The sequence below is a fragment of the Mycobacterium sp. TH-M106 genome (genome assembly GCF_057473765.1).
Genome location: NZ_JBYCLE010000061.1, coordinates 1 through 18,969, shown reverse-complemented (window position 1 = coordinate 18,969; position 18,969 = coordinate 1). Strand labels below are relative to the sequence as shown.

The 18,969-nt window shown below is 67.8% G+C and carries 6 protein-coding genes; 5 read left to right on the top strand and 1 reads right to left on the bottom strand.

Features of this window, described 5'->3' with window-relative positions:
- Positions 1 to 107 precede the first annotated feature (107 nt).
- From AC2VOP_RS01980 to AC2VOP_RS01960, 5 genes are read left to right on the top strand one after another with little or no spacing between them, the layout of a single operon-like run.
- Positions 108 to 7,970 (top strand): type I polyketide synthase, encoded by a 7,863-nt coding sequence (locus AC2VOP_RS01980; protein ID WP_486959405.1) that lies wholly within the window; start codon positions 108 to 110, stop codon positions 7,968 to 7,970.
- Positions 7,951 to 13,365: an amino acid adenylation domain-containing protein gene (locus AC2VOP_RS01975; RefSeq protein WP_486959404.1), complete on the top strand. Its 5,415-nt coding sequence runs from the start codon at positions 7,951 to 7,953 to the stop codon at positions 13,363 to 13,365. Before AC2VOP_RS01980 ends, AC2VOP_RS01975 begins: the two co-directional genes overlap by 20 nt.
- A 31-nt stretch (positions 13,366 to 13,396) precedes the next feature.
- The gene (locus tag AC2VOP_RS01970) at positions 13,397 to 14,227 is read left to right on the top strand and encodes an SDR family NAD(P)-dependent oxidoreductase (RefSeq protein ID WP_486959403.1); all 831 of its coding nucleotides are present in this window, start codon (positions 13,397 to 13,399) and stop codon (positions 14,225 to 14,227) included.
- 52 nt (positions 14,228 to 14,279) lie between these two features.
- Positions 14,280 to 15,329, top strand: coding sequence for an ABC transporter permease (locus tag AC2VOP_RS01965; protein ID WP_486959418.1), 1,050 nt, complete (start codon positions 14,280 to 14,282; stop codon positions 15,327 to 15,329).
- Between the two features lie 3 nt (positions 15,330 to 15,332).
- Entirely contained in the window at positions 15,333 to 16,328 is a 996-nt protein-coding gene (locus AC2VOP_RS01960; protein WP_486959402.1) for an ABC transporter ATP-binding protein, read from the top strand.
- A 24-nt stretch (positions 16,329 to 16,352) separates the two neighbouring features.
- Here the strand turns inward: AC2VOP_RS01960 and AC2VOP_RS01955 are convergent, their stop codons facing one another.
- On the bottom strand, positions 16,353 to 18,884 hold the full coding sequence (locus AC2VOP_RS01955) for an ABC transporter permease (RefSeq protein ID WP_486959401.1): 2,532 nt from the start codon (positions 18,882 to 18,884) through the stop codon (positions 16,353 to 16,355).
- Positions 18,885 to 18,969: the final 85 nt, after the last annotated feature.

Here is an 18,969-nt window from a genome sequence, read left to right as displayed (position 1 = left end):
CCCTTAATAATCGTGACAGCGAGGCAGGCGGCGATCCACTCCGACGACGCATTCTCAAACCGATTGCTGTTAGCGTTTTACGCGAGAGGGAGCGAGACAGAGCAGGCATGAGCAGCGAAAACCAGCCCGGCGGTACGGCGCATGGTGAGCACGAGGACACCGGACCCGCGACACCCACGACACCCACAGCGCAGCCCATCCCGCACACCCTGGTGGACCTGTTAGGGGAGCGCGCCGAACGACGCCGGGACAAGATCGCGTTCAGCTTCTCCCGCGACGGTGCGGAAGAACACAGCAGCCGGGTGAGCTATCGGGAGCTGGAAGCCCGTGCGCGACAGATCGCAGCGGACCTGCGGCGGCAGGGCGCGACGGGTGAGCGTGTCTTGGTGCTCTGCCCACCGGGCCTGGACTTCATCGCCGGCTTCTTCGGGTGCCTGTACGCGGGAGCGATCGCCGTGCCGGTGCATCCGCCGACGCGCGACCACCTGGTGCCGCGTGTCGAGTCGATCATCGCCGATGTGCAACCCGACTTCGCGCTCACGACCGCCGAGGTACAGGCGAGAATCAAGACCACGGTGGACGGGCTGGCCCGCCGGCGCCCGCTGCGGTGGTGTGTCACGGACCCAGCCGACACGGCGGACACGGCCGGGGGGCAGGAGTGGGTGGCCCCCGACATCGACGCGAGCACGACTGCGATGGTGCAGTACACCTCGGGTTCCACCAGCTCGCCCAAGGGCGTCGTGCTGACGCACGGCAACCTGATGCACAACCTGGAGACCATCCGGCAGGCGTGGAATGCCGGGTTCGACATGGACGTGACCGGCGTGTTCTGGCTGCCGCCCTTCCACGACATGGGCCTCATCGGCGGTCTCCTGGAGACGCTCTACGTCGGGGGCACCTCCGTCCTGATGCCGCCGAACGTGTTCATCAAGGCTCCGATGCGCTGGCTGGAAGCGATCTCGCGGCATCGCGCCCACATCAGCGCCGCACCCAACTTCGCCTACGACCTGTGCGTCGAACTCAGCACGCCCGAACAGCGCGCCGCGCTCGACCTGTCCGCGTGGCGGGCGGCGCTGTGCGGTGCCGAGCCGGTGCGCACCGCGACCCTGCAGGGCTTCGCCGACGCCTTCGCCCCGGCCGGGTTCTCCCCGCAGGCGTTTCTTCCGGTGTACGGGCTGGCGGAGGCGACGCTGCTGGTCTCCGGGGGGTCGGACTCGCCGGTGCCGGTGGTGCGGCACATCGACCGCGCCGCGTTAGGCCAGAACCGGGTCGTGGAAGTCGATGAGGGCGACGCCGCAACGCTGGTCGGCTGCGGCCGGCCGCAGGGCGGCCAGCGGGTCGTCATCGTCGATCCGGAGACCCGCCGTGAGTGCCCACCGGACGGGGTCGGCGAGATCTGGGTCGGCGGGCCGAGCGTCGCGCAGGGCTACTGGGGAGCGCCGGAGCGCTCCGAGGAGGCGTTCGCGGCCTATCTCGCCGGAGCTTCCGACGCCGGTGCGGGCCCGTTCCTGCGCACCGGGGACCTGGGTTTCCTGCGCGCCGGCGAGTTATTCGTCACCGGGCGCCGCAAGGACCTCATCATCATCCGCGGCACCAACCACTACCCCAACGACATCGAGCTCACCGTCGAAGACTGCCACCCGGCGCTGATGCCCGGCCGGGGCGCGGTCTTCTCGGTAGCACCACAACCCGACGCAGCCGAAGAGCTCGTCGTCGCCCAAGAGGTGAATCACAGCCAGGTCAGTGCGGCTGAGCTCGCAGACATCATCCAAGCGATCCGGACGGCGGTCACCGAGCGTCACGAGATCCGGGTCCACGCCGTGGTGCTGGTGGAGCCGCTGCAGCTGCCGACCACGTCGAGCGGCAAGATCGCGCGCAGCGCCTGCCGCCAGCGGTTCCTCGACGGCGAGCTTCCGGTAGTCACCCAGTGGCGCGCGCCGCTGAAGTCGCAGCCGAAGGCCGAGCCGGTCGCACTGGCCTCCCGAGTGCAGCCCGATGCCGCGCAGATCGCGGACTGGCTGATCGCCCAGCTCTCGTTCGAACTCGAACTGCCGGCCGCCGAGATCGACCCGTCTCGCCCGTTCGCCTTCTACGGGCTGGACTCCATTCACGCGGTCCGACTGACCACGGCGTTGGAGGCGTGGCTGGGGCGTGAGCTCTCGCCCACGCTGGCCTACGAATACCCCACGATCGAGATGCTCTCCGACCATCTGGCCGGAGACAATGCGGCGGCGCGCGTGCCGGCAGCGGCCTACGACCACCCGGCCGTTGCCGACGAGCCGATCGCGATCGTGGGCATCGGCTGCCGCTTTCCGGGTGCCGACGGGCCGGCCGCCTTCTGGCGGCTGCTCGCCGAGGGTGTGGATGCCACCGGCGACGTGCCGTCGGACCGCTGGGACGCCGATGCCTTCTACAACCCGGACCCGTCGGTGCCGGGCACCGCGGTCAGCCGTCGCGGCGGTTTCCTGGAGCGGATCGACTGCTTCGACTACCGATTCTTCGGCATCTCGCCGCGCGAGTCGGCGCAGATGGACCCCCAGCAGCGGCTGCTGCTGGAGGTGGCCTGGGAGGCGCTGGAAGACGCCGGCCAGGTTCCGGACCGGCTGGCCGGCAGCCGCACCGGGGTGTTCGTCGGCATCGCCACCAACGACTACGGATACCTGCGGTTGGGTCAGCCGCAGCTGGTCGACGCCTACACCGGCACCGGGAACGCGTTGAGCATCGCCGCCAACCGGCTCTCGTACGTGTTCGACTTCCACGGGCCGAGCATGGCCATCGACACAGCCTGTTCGTCGTCGTTGGTCGCCGTCGACCTGGCGTGCCGCAGCCTGCGGGACGGGGAATGCACGCTGGCGCTGGCCGGCGGCGTGAACGTCATCCTGTCGCCGGCGCTGGCGATCAACTTCACCAAGGCCAGGGTGATGTCTGCCGAGGGCCGCTGCAAAACATTCGATGCCAGCGCGGACGGGTACGTGCGGGGCGAAGGCGCCGGGATCGTCGTCCTCAAGCCGCTCAGCCGCGCGCTCGCCGACAACGACCCGGTCTACGCGGTGATCCGCGGCAGCGCCACCAACTCCGACGGCCGCACCAACGGCCTGATCGCACCCGGCGAGCGAGCGCAGGAAGCCGTGTTGGCCGCCGCCTATCGACGCGCGGGTCTTTCGCCCGGCGCGGCGGCGTACGTGGAGGCGCATGGCACCGGAACGGCGCTCGGCGACGCGATCGAGGCCAAGGCGATGGGCGCGGTGCTGGCGGAAGGTCGCCCGCCGGGCAGCCGATGCCTAGTCGGCTCGGTCAAGACCAACATCGGTCACCTGGAGGCGGCGGCCGGGGTGGCCGGGCTGATCAAGGTGGCGTTGGCGCTGCACCATCGGACGATCCCGCCGAGTTTGAACTTCACCGAGCCCAACCCGCACATCCCCTTCGATCGCCTGCCGCTGGATGTGGTGCAGACCCTTACCCCGTGGCCTGACAACGGCGGGCGGGCGGTCGCCGGGGTCAGCTCGTTCGGCTTCGGCGGGACAAACGCTCACGTCGTTCTTGCCGAGGCGCCGCAGATCCGGGTCATGGCGGCCCCTGGTGACGCGGATGACGCGGACGCTTCGCACCGAGCCGAGCTGCTGGCGCTCTCGGCGCGGTCCCCCGAGGCGCTGGCCGCGCTGGTCGGCGAGTACGAGACGGCCCTCTTCTCCGGGAGCTCGCTGGCCGACCTGTGCTATACGGCAGGCGCGCGCCGCGGCCACCACGACTACCGGTTGTGCGTGGTCGGCGACTCCCAGGCCGCGATGTTCGAGTCGCTGGCCGCCTACCGGCAGGGCGAGTCCCGGCCCGGCCTGTCGGTCGGACACTGCCGGGTTGGGCACCCGCCGGCGGTGACTTTCGTCTTCTCCGGCCAGGGCTCGCAGTGGCAGGCCATGGGACGGCGGTTGGCCGACGAGGAGCCGGTCTTTCGCGGCGCCCTGCAAGAGTGCGACCGGTTGATCAGCGCGCATCTGGGACGTCCCGTGTTCACCGAGCTGGCCGGGAACGAGCTCGGCGAGCTCACCGATGTCGGCGTGATTCAACCGGCGATCTTCGCCGTCCAGGTGGCGCTGGCTGCGCTCTGGCGATCGTGGGGGGTCGAACCCGCCGCGGTGGTGGGGCACAGCATGGGTGAGGTCGCGGCCGCACATGTCGCCGGTGCGTTGAGCCTGGAAGATGCCGCACGGGTGATCTGTGCCCGCGCCCGGATGCTGCGCCGGGTACGTGGCCGCGGGGCCATGATGGTTGCCGAGGTCACGGCCGCCGAAGCGCAGCAACTCATCGCCGGCTGGGAGGATCGGGTCGCGATTGCCGCGAACAACAGCCACCGATCGACGGTGCTGTCGGGCGATCACACGGTGTTGGCCGATCTGGTTGCGGTACTGGAGCGGCGCGACCGGTTCTGCCGGTGGATCGACGTCGACGTCGCGTCCCACAGCCCGCAGATGGACGCGCTCACCGCCGAGCTGCGCGGCATGCTCCGGGGGATCGAGCCGATGGCACCCGCGATACCCGTCTACTCCACGGTCACCGGCGACCTGCTGAACGACCGACTGCTCGACCCCGACTACTGGGCGGAGAACCTGCGCTCGCCGGTGCGGTTCTCGCCGGCACTGCGGCGACTGGCCGACGCCGGGCACGAGACGTTCGTCGAGATCAGCCCACACCCGATCCTGCTGACCGCTGTCCGCGAGGACGCCGAGAGCCTGGGTCGAAGCGTCACGCTGCTGCCGTCCATGCGCCGTGACGACGAGGGACGCGCGACCATGCTCGCCTCGCTCGGCACCCTGTACACCCTGGGCCAACAGGTCGCCTGGGAACAGATCTATCCAGCGGGCAGCAGCTGCATCGCCGCACCGACATACCCGTGGCAGCAGGTGCACTCCTGGCTGGCGGCGGGCAGACCCGCTGCACCGCATTCGGGTGCCCAGCGCGCCTCGGGTGACTCGCTACGGTGGCGCGGGCCGTTGCACTCGGCGGCACATCCGGAGACGGCGTTAGCCGAGGTCGAGATCAGTGCCGGCCTGCTGGCGGTGTTGGCGGACCACCAGGTGAACGGCGCGGCGGTCCTTCCGGCGACGCTGCTGCTGCGGTTGGCCCAATCCACGGTCGCCCGGGCCTTCGACGCGGCGAACCCGATGCTTCGTGACGTCACCCTGCACCGGATGCAGGAGGTCAGCGACGCCGAACCGCTCACCGTGCAGGTGGTCTTGCGGGGCGATCCGGCAACCGGGATCTCATTCGAGTGCTACAGCGGCGTGCCCGCGGACCCTGGGCGGTGGTCGCTGCTGGTGAGCGGCACCGTTGCCGGCGGTGAGCAGACACCGATCGGCGAACACGATGGTGTCGATGTCGTTCGCGCCCGCTGCACGGAGAACATTCCAGGATCGGTGTTCTACCGGAACCTGGCGGACCACGGCTTGCGGTACGGGCCGAAATTCCAAACCCTGGAACAGATCTGGCGCTGCGACGGCCAGGCCGTCGCCAGGCTCAGCTCGGCTTTCACGGTCGGCGTCGACGACGTCGACACGGCCGTGGTCCTCGATGCCAGCTTCCAAGCCATCGCGGCGGCGCTTCCGCAGCGCGCTGCCGCCAGGTCACGCGACATCTATCTACCGGTCGGCCTGGCAGAGCTGCAAACCCACCCGGCGTTGGCCGACGGTGCTGCGTGGTGCCATGCCGTGATACACCCAGCACCCGACACCGACTCGGACATGGTGACCGGCGACGTGTTCGTGACGGGTGGCGACGGCGATGTCCTGGCAACGGCCCGCGGGTTGCGGCTGCAACGGGTCTCCGGTGACCTGGTCGCGGCGCAGACCGGCCTGCGCGACCGCATCTACCAGCTGCGCTGGCGGCCGGCGTCCCTACAGCCCGACGATCCCGACGCTGACGCATTCAAGCGGCCGACAAGACCGGGCTGCTGGCTGATCTTCAGCGACGGAACGGAAGTCACCGAGACTCTGCGCGATCACCTCGAATCGCATTCGCAGACCTGCGTGCTGGTCGAGCCGGCCGTGGGCCTGGTAGACCTCGAATCGTCGGCGCCGGACAGCTACCGCCTCGACCCGGCACAGCCGGAGCATTTCCGCCGCCTGCTCGCGGCGGTCGGCAGCGATCGAGTGCCGTGCCGTGGCGTCGTGCACCTGTGGAGTCTGCGTGGCGCGCCGAGCGCCGAGACGTCACTCGAGTCGCTGCGGTCGGCGACCACTCTGGGTTCGTTGAGCACGGTGCATCTGCTGCAGGCGTTGTCGCTGGCCGATTGGCCGGACGCACCCCGGCTGTGGCTGGTCACCCGCGGAGTACAGACCACGGACGCGCCGCAGGCCACCGGGGCCGTAGCTGCCGCCGCGGCGCCCGTTTCGGTCGCGCAGGCGCCGCTGTGGGGGATGGGTCGCAGCATCGACCACGAACATCCGGAGCTGCGCTGCAGCCGCGTCGACCTCTCCGCGGCCGGTGGCCCGGAGGAATACCGCGCGCTCTTCGCTGAGCTGTGGGCTGACGGCTCCGAGGCCGAGGTGGCTCTTCGTGGCCGCCGACGCTACGTCGCGCGACTGGAGCGCTACGCCCCATACATCCAGGAGGGTGAGACCTCTACCTATGCGGGAACATTCACGGCGCCGGCCCGTCTCGACGCGCAAGCCACCTACCTGATCACCGGTGGCCTCGGTGCGGTCGGCACGGTGGTGGCCGCGTGGATGGTCGAGCGCGGCGCCCGCCATGTGGTGCTGCTGGGGCGTAGCGCTCCTTCGAGAGCCGCGCAGGACACGCTCGACGGGTTGCGCGCCGGTGGCGCCGAGGTGGTGGTGGCACGCGGCGACGTCACCAAGCCTGACCAGCTGGCGGCGGTGCTCCAGTCCGTCGATACCTCGATGCCGCCGCTGCGGGGGGTGGTGCATGCGGCTGGGATCGTCGACGAGGGGGGAATCGTCGAGCACCTCGACGAGCATCAGCTGCGTCACGTGTTCGCACCGAAGGTCGAGGGCGCCTGGAACCTGCACGCGCTGACTCGCGACGCGCAGCTGGATTTCTTCGTGCTGTTCTCGTCGGCTGCGTCGGTGTTGGGCTCGCCGGGGGCCTCGGACTATGCCGGCGCCAATGCGTTCCTGGATGCGCTGGCGTGGCATCGGCGAGCGCAGGGCTGCCCCGCGCTCAGCGTCAACTGGGGAGTCTGGCCTGAACTCGGCGTGTTCACCCAGGCCGACCTGCACCGCCGCTTCGCTCGGTACGGCCTCGAGCCGATGCCGGCGGACGACTACCTTCGGGCGCTGGCCTTCCTGCTTGCGCAGTCGGCCACGCAGGCAGCGGTCTTCGACATCGACTGGGCGCGGTGGCGACTGGGCGCCGATAAGCCGCTCCTCGCCGACCTGCGGGTCAGCGCATCCGGTGGACAACCCGCGGCCGGCCGGCACGACGGCGCCGCGTCGGGAGCGGCAATCGCCCTCTACGACGCGCTGCAGGATGCGACCGCCGACCAGCGCCAGCCAGCGCTGGAGTCGTATCTGCGCGATCTGGTTGCCGGCAAACTCGGCCTGGCGCCTGCTCGGCTGGACATCCAGGCGCCGCTGAACAGCTTGGGGGTCGACTCGCTGATCACCCTGGAGTTACGCATCCAGGTGGAACATGACCTGGGTATCATGGTTCCAATTGCTCGGCTGTTGGACGGGCCGAGCGTGGCTGGCCTCGCCGGCTGGCTTGCCGAACAGCTTTCGGACACGAAGCTGCCGGACCGCACTCGAGCGTTAGGCGATGCGGACCAGGACAACATCCCGCAGGAGAAAGCCGGCGGGCTCGAAACCGACTCTGCCGACGGGATCGACCTGCTCACCCAGTTGTCCGAGCTCTCCGACGCCGCGGTAGACGAGCTGCTGCAGAAGGTTCTCGACGAACAGCACGCAGCCACGAGCGCACACAGGAAGGAGGATGGTGGTGGCCGACAAACCCGGTGAGCCCGGTAAACCCGGTGAGCCCATCGACACCTCCGAGTTGTCCCCCGAAGCCAAACGGGCGCTGCTGGCTCAGCTGCTGATGACGAAAGCGGAGCAGTCGGCGTCGTCATACCCGCTGTCGTACGGACAGCGGTCACTGTGGTTCATCCACCGACTCGCTCCCGACAGCGCCGCCTACACCGTCGTCTACGGCGGACGAATTCACGGTCAGCTCGACGTGTCGGCGCTGGAGCGCGCCGCCCAGGCGCTGGTCGATCGGCACCCGATGCTGCGCACCACCTACGCCGAGCGCGACGGGCAGCCGGTCCAGTTCGTCCATCCACGTTGGCCGGTGCGGATCGCCCGGCACAACGTCGGTCCGGGCCCAGACGAGCTCGACGAATGGATCAGGCGGGAGACCGATCGTCCTTTCGACCTGCGCACCGGTCCTGTGCTGCGGCTGACGTTGCTCGAGTGCGACCCCGACGAACACGTGCTGCTGCTGGCGGTGCACCACATCGCCGTCGACTTCTGGTCGGTCGACATCATCCTCGACGAACTCCGCCGGCTGTATGCAGCCGAACACGGTGCCGCTCCGCCGGCGCCGCCGGCGGAGCGTTACGTCGACTACGCGCAGCAGCAGGCCCGCATGCTGGACGGCCCGGAGGGTGAGCGGCTCTGGGATTACTGGCGTGAGCAGCTCTCCGGTGACCTGCCAACGCTTGCGCTGCCCACGGATCGGCCACGGCCGCCGGTGCAGACCTACCGGGGGAACATGTACCGCTTCACGATCGAGCGCAGCATCACCGCCGGACTCAAGCAGGTCGGTCGTGCCATCGGCGCAACGCCCTACATGACGGTGCTCGCCGTCTACGCGACGCTGCTGCACCGCTACAGCGGTCAGGACGATCTGATCATCGGATCCCCATTCGCCGGCCGCGACCGGGCCGGGGTGACCGGTGTTGTCGGATACTTCTCCAACCCGGTGGCCCTGCGCTTCGACGTGCACGACGATCCGTCGTTCCTCTCGCTGCTGAGCCGGGTCAAAGCCGCGGTGCTGGATGCGCTGGCTCACCAGGACTATCCGTTTCCGCTGCTCGTCGAGCGGCTCCGGCCACCGCGCGACGCCGGCCGCACGCCGATTTTCCAAGCCTCATTCGCCTGGGACCAGGTGCGGCTGTTCTCCGACCAACCCGCCCAGGCAGGAGGCGAGCTGTACCTGGAATCGGTCCACATCGGACAGGGCGGGGCACCGTTCGACATCCTGATGCAGGCGGGCGAGAACGACGACGAACTGCATTGCGGACTGCAATACAACACCGACCTGTTCGACGCGGCGACGATCGAACGGATCGCCCGGCATTTCACCACGCTCGTCGAGGGCATCATCGGCGACCCCGACATGCGGATCTCGGCGCTGCCGCTGCTCACCGATGAGGAGCGCCGCCGGATAACGCAGTGGAACGACACTCGGGTCGACTACTCGCAATCCGGGGCGCCGGACTGCTTGCATGAAATGGTCGCTGCCACGGCGGCGCGCATTCCCGACGCCGTCGCTGTGACCTGCGCCGGACGCGAACTGACCTACGCGGAGCTGGACCGCCGGGCCGGTGATCTGGCGCGTCGGCTGCAGCGCCTGGGGGTGGGTCCGGAGGTGGTGGTGCCGGTGCTGCTGGAACGCTCCGAGGATCTGGTGGTTGCGCTGCTGGGGGTGCTGCGCGCGGGCGGCGCGTTCCTGCCGCTGGATTCCGCGCAACCCACCCATCGGATGGCGGCGATGCTCGACGACGTGCCCGACTCACCGGTCTGCGTCACCCACCGCCGACACCTCGACCAATTACCGCCAACCTTCACTGGTTCCCGGCTCTGCCTGGACCAGCGGCGATCAGCGGCGACCGAGATCGACGCGCCGGCACCGGCCGCGGCCAGTCCGGCCAGTCCGGCCAGTCCCGCCTATGTCGTCTACACGTCCGGTTCCACCGGTAAGCCGAAGGGCGCGGTCAACACTCACGCCGGAATCCGCAACCGGCTGCTGTGGATGCAGGACACCTATCCGCTCACCGCCGACGACCGGGTGCTGCACAAGACCCCGATGAGCTTCGACCCGAGCATCTGGGAGATCTTCTGGCCACTCATCGCCGGCGCGCGAGTTGTCGTCGCCGAACCCGAAGGCCATAAGGACGCGGCGTACTTAGCCAGCACCATCGTCGAGCAGCGGGTCACCACCGTGCATTTCGTGCCGTCGATGCTGCGGCGCTTCCTGGCGACGCCCGGCGCCGCTGACTGCACCGGGCTGCGCCGGGTCTTCTGCAGCGGTGAGGTTCTGCCGGCTGAACTTTGCGACCGGTTCCTGACGATGTTGGGTGCTGGGGAAGCTGGGGAAGCTGGGGTCGAGCTCTACAACCTCTACGGCCCCACCGAGGCCGCAATCGACGTCACCCACTTCCACTGCCGGCACGGCGACCCGCGGATCCCGATCGGACGCCCGATCGCCAACACCGCCATCCACCTCCTGGACAGTCGCCGCCAACCGGTGCCGGTCGGGGTGCCCGGTGAACTGTTCATCGGCGGGGTGGGGGTCGCACGCGGCTATCTCAACCGGCCGGACGCCACAGCCGCCAGCTTCGTCCCCGACCCGGCCAATCCCGGTCGGTTGTGGTACCGCACCGGCGATCTGGCCAAATACACCCCCGACGGTAACATCGAATACCTGGGCCGCATCGATGATCAGGTCAAGGTCAACGGCTTGCGGATCGAACCCGGTGAGGTGGAGGCCGCACTGGCCAAACACCCCGCCGTCGCCGAGAGCGCAGTGGTGGCGGTCTCCGACCAGCACGACCAGCACGGCCAGCACGACCGCTCGGCGATGCTGGTCGCACACGTCGTGCCGGCCGGCGGTGCCGCACCGACGACACCCGAATTGCGCCGTTTTCTGTTAGACGAGCTGCCGGCTGCCATGGTGCCGGCGGTCTTCACCATCACCGACGCGCTCCCGCTTACCCGCAACGGCAAGGTGGACCGCCGAGCACTGGCAGTCGCCGCTGCGGAGTCGCCGGCACCACAGCCGGGATTCGTCGCCCCGGGCAACCCCGTCGAGCAGGTCCTGGCGGACATCTGGTGCGAGGTACTGGGTTTGGAGCGAGTCGGGGTCAACGACGACTTCTTCGCTCTCGGTGGCGCTTCCACCCAGAGTCTCGAGGTGTCGCTGCGGGCGAACGACGCCGGTCTGCCGCTGCGACCGGAGTCGATGTTCGTCTACGGCACGATCGCCGAGCTGGCCGCCGAGTACGGGCCGCTCGCCGAATCGGCGCAAAAATTTGTCGCGGCGCCCGGCCAACAAGCGGCGGAACCGGCGGCAGACTCAGGTCCGGCGGTCGTCACGACACCGGTCGCGGCGACCACGCCAGACGGTGGAAACACCGTCATCGAAAGCCTCGGTGTGTACCTGCCGGCGCGTGCGGTCTCGACCGAGCAGGTGTTGGCGGACTGTGTGAACGAGGTCCGGATACCGCTGGAGCGGCTGACCGGCATCAAGAGCCGGCGGGTGGCTGGCGACGCCGAGTTCTCCATCGACCTCGCCCGCAACGCCGCAGCCGATTGCCTGACCCGGTCGAGCTATCTGCCCGAAGAGATCGACGTGGTGATCGCCTGCAACATCTCCCGCTGCGACGGACCGGGGCATCGGTTCAGCTTCGAGCCCGGGACCGCCGCACGGCTGCGCAGTGAATGCGGGCTGTCCAATGCGGTGTGTTTCGACCTCAACAACGCGTGCGCCGGAATGTTCACCGGAATCGCCGTCGCAGATGCGTTTTTGAAGACCGGGCTGATTCGGTCCGCGCTGGTGGTCAGCGGCGAATACATCAGCCACCTCACCGAGACGGCACAGCGGGAGATCGACCAGCCGATGGATCCGCGGCTGGCCTGCCTGACGCTCGGCGACGCCGGCGCAGCGGTGGTCGTCGAGCAAGGAGCAGGTAACCGGGTCGGCTTCCACGACATCGACATGGCCACGCTGAGCCGCTACGCCAAGCTGTGCATCGCCAAGGCGACCGACGGTCCGCACGGTGGTGCGATCATGGTCACCGACTCCGTCACGCAGACAGCCATCGCGGTCCACCACGCGGTACCGTACGTCGCTGCGGTCATGCAGCGACACGGGTGGCGACCCGAGACCTGCGACCACTTGTTGATGCACCAGACATCGGAGTCGTCGCTCAACGACGCGGTGCTCGCCGTCAACCGGTTGTACGGAAAAACCGTCGCCAGTCGCGACAACACCATCTACAACCTGGCCGAGCGGGGCAACACCGCGACCACAACCCATTTCGTGGCGCTGGACGACTGTATTCGCAGCAACCGGATCAACTCCGGAGACAACGTGGTGTTCTCCGTCACCGGATCCGGACAGACTGTCGGGACCGCGCTGTACACCTTCGACGACCTGCCCGACCGGATGCGGCGTCCGGTTGACGGCCGCCACCAGCGTCGCACCCGGGTCGGCAACGGCCGCAAGGAGTTGCCGGCGATGCCACGGGTGCGCATCGACAGTGTCGGCATCGCACCGGCCGGGCAATCGGCGCGGCCGAGTTCGATACAGCTGGCGGTGCAAGCGGCGACCGACTGCCTGGCCGGCTATGACAGCTTGGACCGGTCATCGCTCGGCCTGATCATCCACGCCGGCATCTACCGCGACGATTACCTCAGCGAACCGGCGGTAGCCTCCCTTGTCGCCGGTGAGCTCGGCATCAACGGGGAGGTGGACTCCCCGGACGGGCCTAAGACGTTCGCTTTCGACGTCCTCAACGGCGCGGTCGGCTTTCTCAACGCCTGTCAGATCGCCACCGTGATGATCGGGGCGGGAAGAACCGATCATGCGATGGTGCTGGCCTCCGAGATTGAAAACAACACCCCGGAAAGCGGATACCCGCTCAACGGCATCAGCGAGATGGGCTCGGCCGTGCTGCTGCGCCGAAGCGAAGGCTCAGAGGGGTTCGGGCGGTTCATCTTCGCGCATCACCCCGAGTACAGCGAAGCGCTGGTCACCTACACCCAGCAACGCAACCAGCGGAGTTGGCTGCGGATCGACCGCGACTCCGACCTCGCCGCCGTCTACGGAACCTGTATCCCGCCGGCAGCCAAGGAACTCCTGACCCTCGAAGGGCTCGACCCTGCTGACGTCGCGGTCGTGTTCCCGCCCTACCTGCCCCCGGCCGGCATCGACGAGGTGGCGGCACAGATCGGCATCCCGAGATCGCGATTCGTCGACCTCGACACCGACACCGACCCGTTCACCTCCGCCTTGCCGCTGGGCCTCCAGCGTGCCCGCCAGCGTGGCCAGGTGAAGCCGGGCGACATCGGGTTGATCTTGGCTGTCGGGTCGGGTGTCGAGGTCGGCTGCGCAACCTACCGGTTCTAGACGACCGGTCCCCATGACTACAGTCGAAGCCATGCGGTCCGTTTTGGTGACCGGCGCGTCACGCGGAATCGGTCGGTCGATCGTCAGACGCCTCGCTGGCAGCGGCTGGAACGTGATCGCCGGAGTCCGCAGCGAACATGACGCCGAAGCCGTCGCCGCCGACGACAGCGAGCGCATATCATCCGTGATCCTCGATATCGCCGACCCTGGACACATTGCCGCACTGGATGATTCGCTTGGCCAGCGACTGGATGCAGTAGTCAACAATGCCGGCATCGTGGTGCCCGGACCTCTGGAAGCGATCCGCCTCGACGACTTCCGCCGCGAACTGGAAGTCAATGTGACCGGCCAACTTGCGGTAACCCAGGCCGTGCTGCCGCGGCTGCGCAGATCACGGGGCCGTGTCGTGTTCATCTCCAGCCTCAACGGCCGGCTGGCGGTGCCGATGGTCGGCGCCTACTGCGCATCGAAGTTCGCGCTCGAAGCCGTGGCGGACGCACTGCGGGTGGAACTCGCGCCGTGGCACATCCCCGTCGTCGTGGTACAGCCCGCCCAGACCGACACCGACATGTGGCGCACCGCCGACACGATGGTTGCCCGGACCGAAGCCGCGATGACGCCAGAACATCGCGATCTGTATGCCGCGCACATCGCCGGCATGAAGAAATTCACCGGCCGGTTTCAACGCTTCGCAGGATCGGCCGACGACGTCGCCGCTGCCGTCGAAAAGGCGCTCACCGTACGCCGGCCGCGGGCCCGCTACCTTGTCGGATTCGGGGCTAGATCACAGGTGGTGGCGTTGACGAGTCTGCCCTACCCGGCCCGTGACCGACTGACCCGGCAGCTGGGCAGTCTGCCATGACGCGTTTGAGGTTTGCGGTGCCGGTGAACTGCGAGGGCGTGTGCGCATGAGAATGTTGATCACCGCGGTGCGAGACCTGCAGTGGCGTCTGCGGCGGTTTGTGATCGCGTCCATCGGCACGGGATTGGTCTTCGCGCTCACTCTTACTCTGGCCGGGCTGGCCAAGGGCTTTCGGGTCGAAGCCGAGCATGTGGTCGATTCGATCGGTATCGACACCTACCTCATCCCGGACGGCGCGGCGGGCCCGTTCATGGGTGCGGCGAGGTTCCCGGAAGCCGAGATGCAACGCGTGGCGCACCTGCCGGGTGTGGAGTCGGCGGTCCCGGTGGTCTACGGCAATATCATCCTGCAGGATCAGCGCTCGCCGGTGAACATCAATGTTTACGGCGTGCCCGCCGACGGCATGGGGATGCCGCCGATGGCGAAGGGACGGGCACCGTCGAGCTCCGGTGAGGTCGCCATGTCGACCACCCTGGGACGCTCCATCGGCGACGACGTCGAAGTCGGCGGGAAGAAGCTGCGGATCGTGGGCCTCGTCGACAAGTCGACCACTCTCGCGGGCCAACCCAACGCGTTCTTGACCGTCGAGGGGGCGCAGCGGCTGATGTTCTCCGGGCAGCGGGTGGTCACCGCGATCGGCTTGCGCGGTGCACCCACGCAGGCGCCGGACGGTTATCGCATCGTGGACCGCCAGGCTGCCGTCGATGACATGGTGCGCCCACTGCACGGCGCGCTGATGGCGTTTTCCTACATGGCGATCCTGTTGTGGGGGGTCGCGGTGCTGATTGTGGGGTCGCTGGTCTACCTGTCGGCCTTGGAGCGCACCCGGGATTTCGCGGTGTTCAAAGCTATCGGCGTCAACACCGGATCGGTGCTGGCCGGGCTGACGATGCAGGCGGTGCTGGTCGCGGTGGCCGCCGCGCTGCTCGGCGGCCTGGTGGCGGTGGCGCTCGGTCCGCTGTTTCCCATGCTGGTGGCGATCACCTACTCGTCTTTCGCGCTGTTGGTGGCGACCGCGGTGGTGATCGGCCTGTTGGCCAGTGTGGCGAGCTTGCGTCATGCGGTGGCCATCGACCCGGTGCTGGCGTTCGGGGGTCCGTGAGGCATGGGTGATCTGCGCATCAAAGACCTTGTTGTCGAGTACCGTCGCGGCGGCGGAGAGGTGGTCCGCGCGATCGACAGGCTGGATCTGGAGATCACGGGCGGATCGCTGGTGATCGTCTTGGGCCCCAGCGGATGCGGGAAGACCACGCTGCTGTCGTGTATCGGCGGCATCCTCAGCCCGACGTCCGGTCGGATCCAAATTGGTGACGTCGATGTCACTTCGCTGGAGCGCCGCAAGCTGACCCGGTACCGGCGCCACACCGTCGGCATTGTGTTTCAGTCGTTCAACCTGGTTCCGAGCCTGACCGCGCTGGAGAATGTGATGGTGCCGCTGTGGGCGGCCGGATGGTCGCGCCGGGCCGCGCGTGAACGCGCCACGGATTTGCTGACTCGCGTAGGGTTGCAGGACCGCATGAGTCACCGGCCCGGTGACCTCAGCGGCGGCCAGCAGCAACGGGTGGCGGTGGCCCGCGCGATCGCGTTGGACCCGCCGCTGCTGCTGGCCGATGAACCGACGGCCCACTTGGACTATGTCCAGGTGGAAGAGGTGCTGCGGCTCATCCGGGAGTTGGCGAGCGGGGACCGCATCGTCGTGGTCGCCGGTCACGACACCCGGATCCTGCCGTTCGCCGACCGGGTGGTGAAGCTGGTGCCAGATTTCACCCCAGTCGATCGCGAGGCCGAAACCGTGAGTCTGGCAAGCGGTTCGGTGCTGTTCGAGCAGGGCAGTATGGGAGAGCTCATCTACGTCGTGGACGACGGAGAGCTGGAGGTCGTTCGGGAATTGACGGACGGCGGCGAGGAGCTGCTGAAGGTTGTCAGAGCTGGCGACCATGTCGGCGAGATCGGGCCGTTGTTTAACGTCGCCCGCTCGGCCACCGTGCGGGCTCGCACCGACGCAACCGTCACCGGCTACAGCGTGCAGGCATTCCGCAGGCTACTCGAGACTTCCACGGACCGTAACCTCATCGAGCATCACGAGATCGACATCGAGTAGGCCCTCTGCGGGTCGGTAGTACGGCTACTCATCGCGGAGTTCTGAGGCCGGTGTCGCTCGCGTGCTCTTCCACGCGGGAATCACGGCTGCAATGATCGCCGCGAATATGCTCAGGCTGGTATACATCGCGGCGTCCGACCATGGGAATGTCAATCGGGCGACGATGCCGACGTTGACGATCGCGGCCCGCCGGAAGGCTTCGCCGATCGCGATCGCCAGGATTGCGGCGAGGAGTCCGCCGACGGCACTGGCAACGATGGCTTCGACGGTGGTGATGTTGAACACCCGGAGCCTGGTGGCGCCGAGTGCCTGGAGCAGAGCCAACTCACGTTGGTGCCGTAAGCCGACGAGCAGCAGGGTGGACAGCACCGATACGAACGCTATGCCAAGCAAGCCGTACTTCAATGTGTTCAGTGGCGTGAGGTATCGGCCGATAGAGCCGGCGACTGCGGCCGCGTATCCGGCGGTGTCGACAGCCCTCACCGGCTGCTCGAAGGAAGCCGACCTGACACTTTTCAGAAGTTGATCAGTTGTGCGTCCGAGGGCAGGCGTGATGAACACCATGCCGGCTGGCTGCGGGCCGAAAACGCTCTCTGCAGTCGCATAGGGCAGGTAAATGCGACGGCCACCGTACTCGGGGGTGGCCACGATGGTGCCTATGGTCATCGCCTGAGCATTCAACCCACTTCCGAGAAGTAGGGTGTCACCGAGGTGGAGGTGCTTGTCTCGGGCGAGCACGCTGCCGATGACGAGTTGGTTATTGGCCATACTGGTTGCCGGGGGCTGTCCGGCCAGAACGCCGAACGGGAAGCTCGGTCGATCTTGAGCTTGAACGTGAGCCAGCGACCCGTCGCTAAGGCTGATCTCGATCTCGGCCAACCGCTCGACCGTGCCGGTCGCAGGCAGGGCGCGCAGCGTTGCGATTGTGTCGGGGGCGAATCTGGCGTCGATCGGCCCGTAGTCGGCGAACTCGGTGGTGGTGAGCGCCACCCGCCCTTCCGCCCATGATTCGGCGGCGCTCGTCGCACCCCGTTGAATGGCGATGAGAAATCCGGCGAGCAGGATGGCGACCACTACCGGTACAGCGACAGCGCCTGAGATTGCCGCTGTGCGCTGTCGATCCCCGCGCAGAGCGTTCAACGCTATCGTGAGGGTCGCGCCATGTGCGCGGTCAGCTCGAGGTCGTATCACCCTGATCGCCTCGGCACTGAGATACGCGGTAGCCAGCAGCAATCCGACGATGGCGATAACCGCGCCTGCGTCGGCTACCGCGGCCTGCCAGGATTCGAGGCCGCCAGACAACGTCGCCAGCACCGCCGCCGCAACTCCGGCCATCCCCACCGCCAACAGCGCCGCCGCTTTCAGCCAGATTTTCGACCCGCGGGACCCTTCCTGTGTCGCACGCCCAGACAGCTCGGCCGCTATCGGGGTGTTGGACGCGGACAGACTGGGCAGGATAGCGGCGAGTACCGCCAGGAACAGCCCGGCGATCAGCCCGAGAACGAGGACGCTCGCACTGAGCACAACCGGGACCGTGACACCGAGAAAACGTTCGGTCAGCTCGCTCGCGCTGGCCACGATCGGATGCGCGATGATGATACCGGTGACGACCCCTAGGACGGATCCCGCGGCGCCGAGGAGGGCCGCCTCGGAGAGGAAGCCGGTGGCAATGGACGACGGCGATGCCCCCAGCGCGGCGCCAATCGCGATCTCGCGTCGGCGTTCCTCCACCGACAGGCGGGTGATCTGGGCGATCAGGATCACGCCCACACCGACGGCGACGAGAGCGAAAATCAGCAGCATGGGAAGAAGGATGTCGTTGATGTTGAATCCGCGAACCGGCTCGCTGCGGGGCGCGACACTGTAGCCGGACCCCAATGCTTCAACCAGGTGCGCTTGAACTTCCGATGCGTCGACGTCCTTCGCCAGGGTGACATATGCCATGTCGACCCGCTCGGCCCGAGCGAACTGTAGCTTGGCCATGCTCAGCGGCAACACCGCCACCAGGCCGTTATTGACGGTGTCCAGGTCCGAGACCCGTTGGAACTTATCCAGTGAGAGTTGGCCCATGTCGGTGACCAACTTTGCGGAGGGCTCCAGCGCATTTCCGAGCACACGGGAGATCGCCGGCGGTGGTTCACGTTGACCTGATTCGCATACTCGCGGATCAACGATCCACTGAGCCGAGCAATCGACTCCCAGCCCCAATCCGTAGATCTGCTTGTCGCCGTTGCGTATCGGGACGACGCCGCGGATGACGGGGACCACCGACGACACGCCAGGCACCGCTCGCGCACTGTCGATGACGGCGGGCCCGATGCCGCCTCGCGTGGCGGCACCGACGATACGTAACGGGGCGGGTCCGGCGATCCGGTAGCCGACGTCGTCGACAGCGGTGCTGACGCTGGTGGTTTCGATCATGACGGCCACAACGACGGCAACGCCGCCGCCGAGCGCGAACGCGGCCAGTACAGCGCGAAGTGCATGCTTGCGGATGGCCCGGACATTGATGAGGCGCAGAACGCCGAAGGTCGCGGCTAGCGATCCGCGAGCCATGCCAGATCGCGAGGTAGTTGGACCTGGCCGCTGTCGGCTTCGATCTCACCGTCGAGAAGGGAGATCAGCCGGGGGGCGTCGTCGG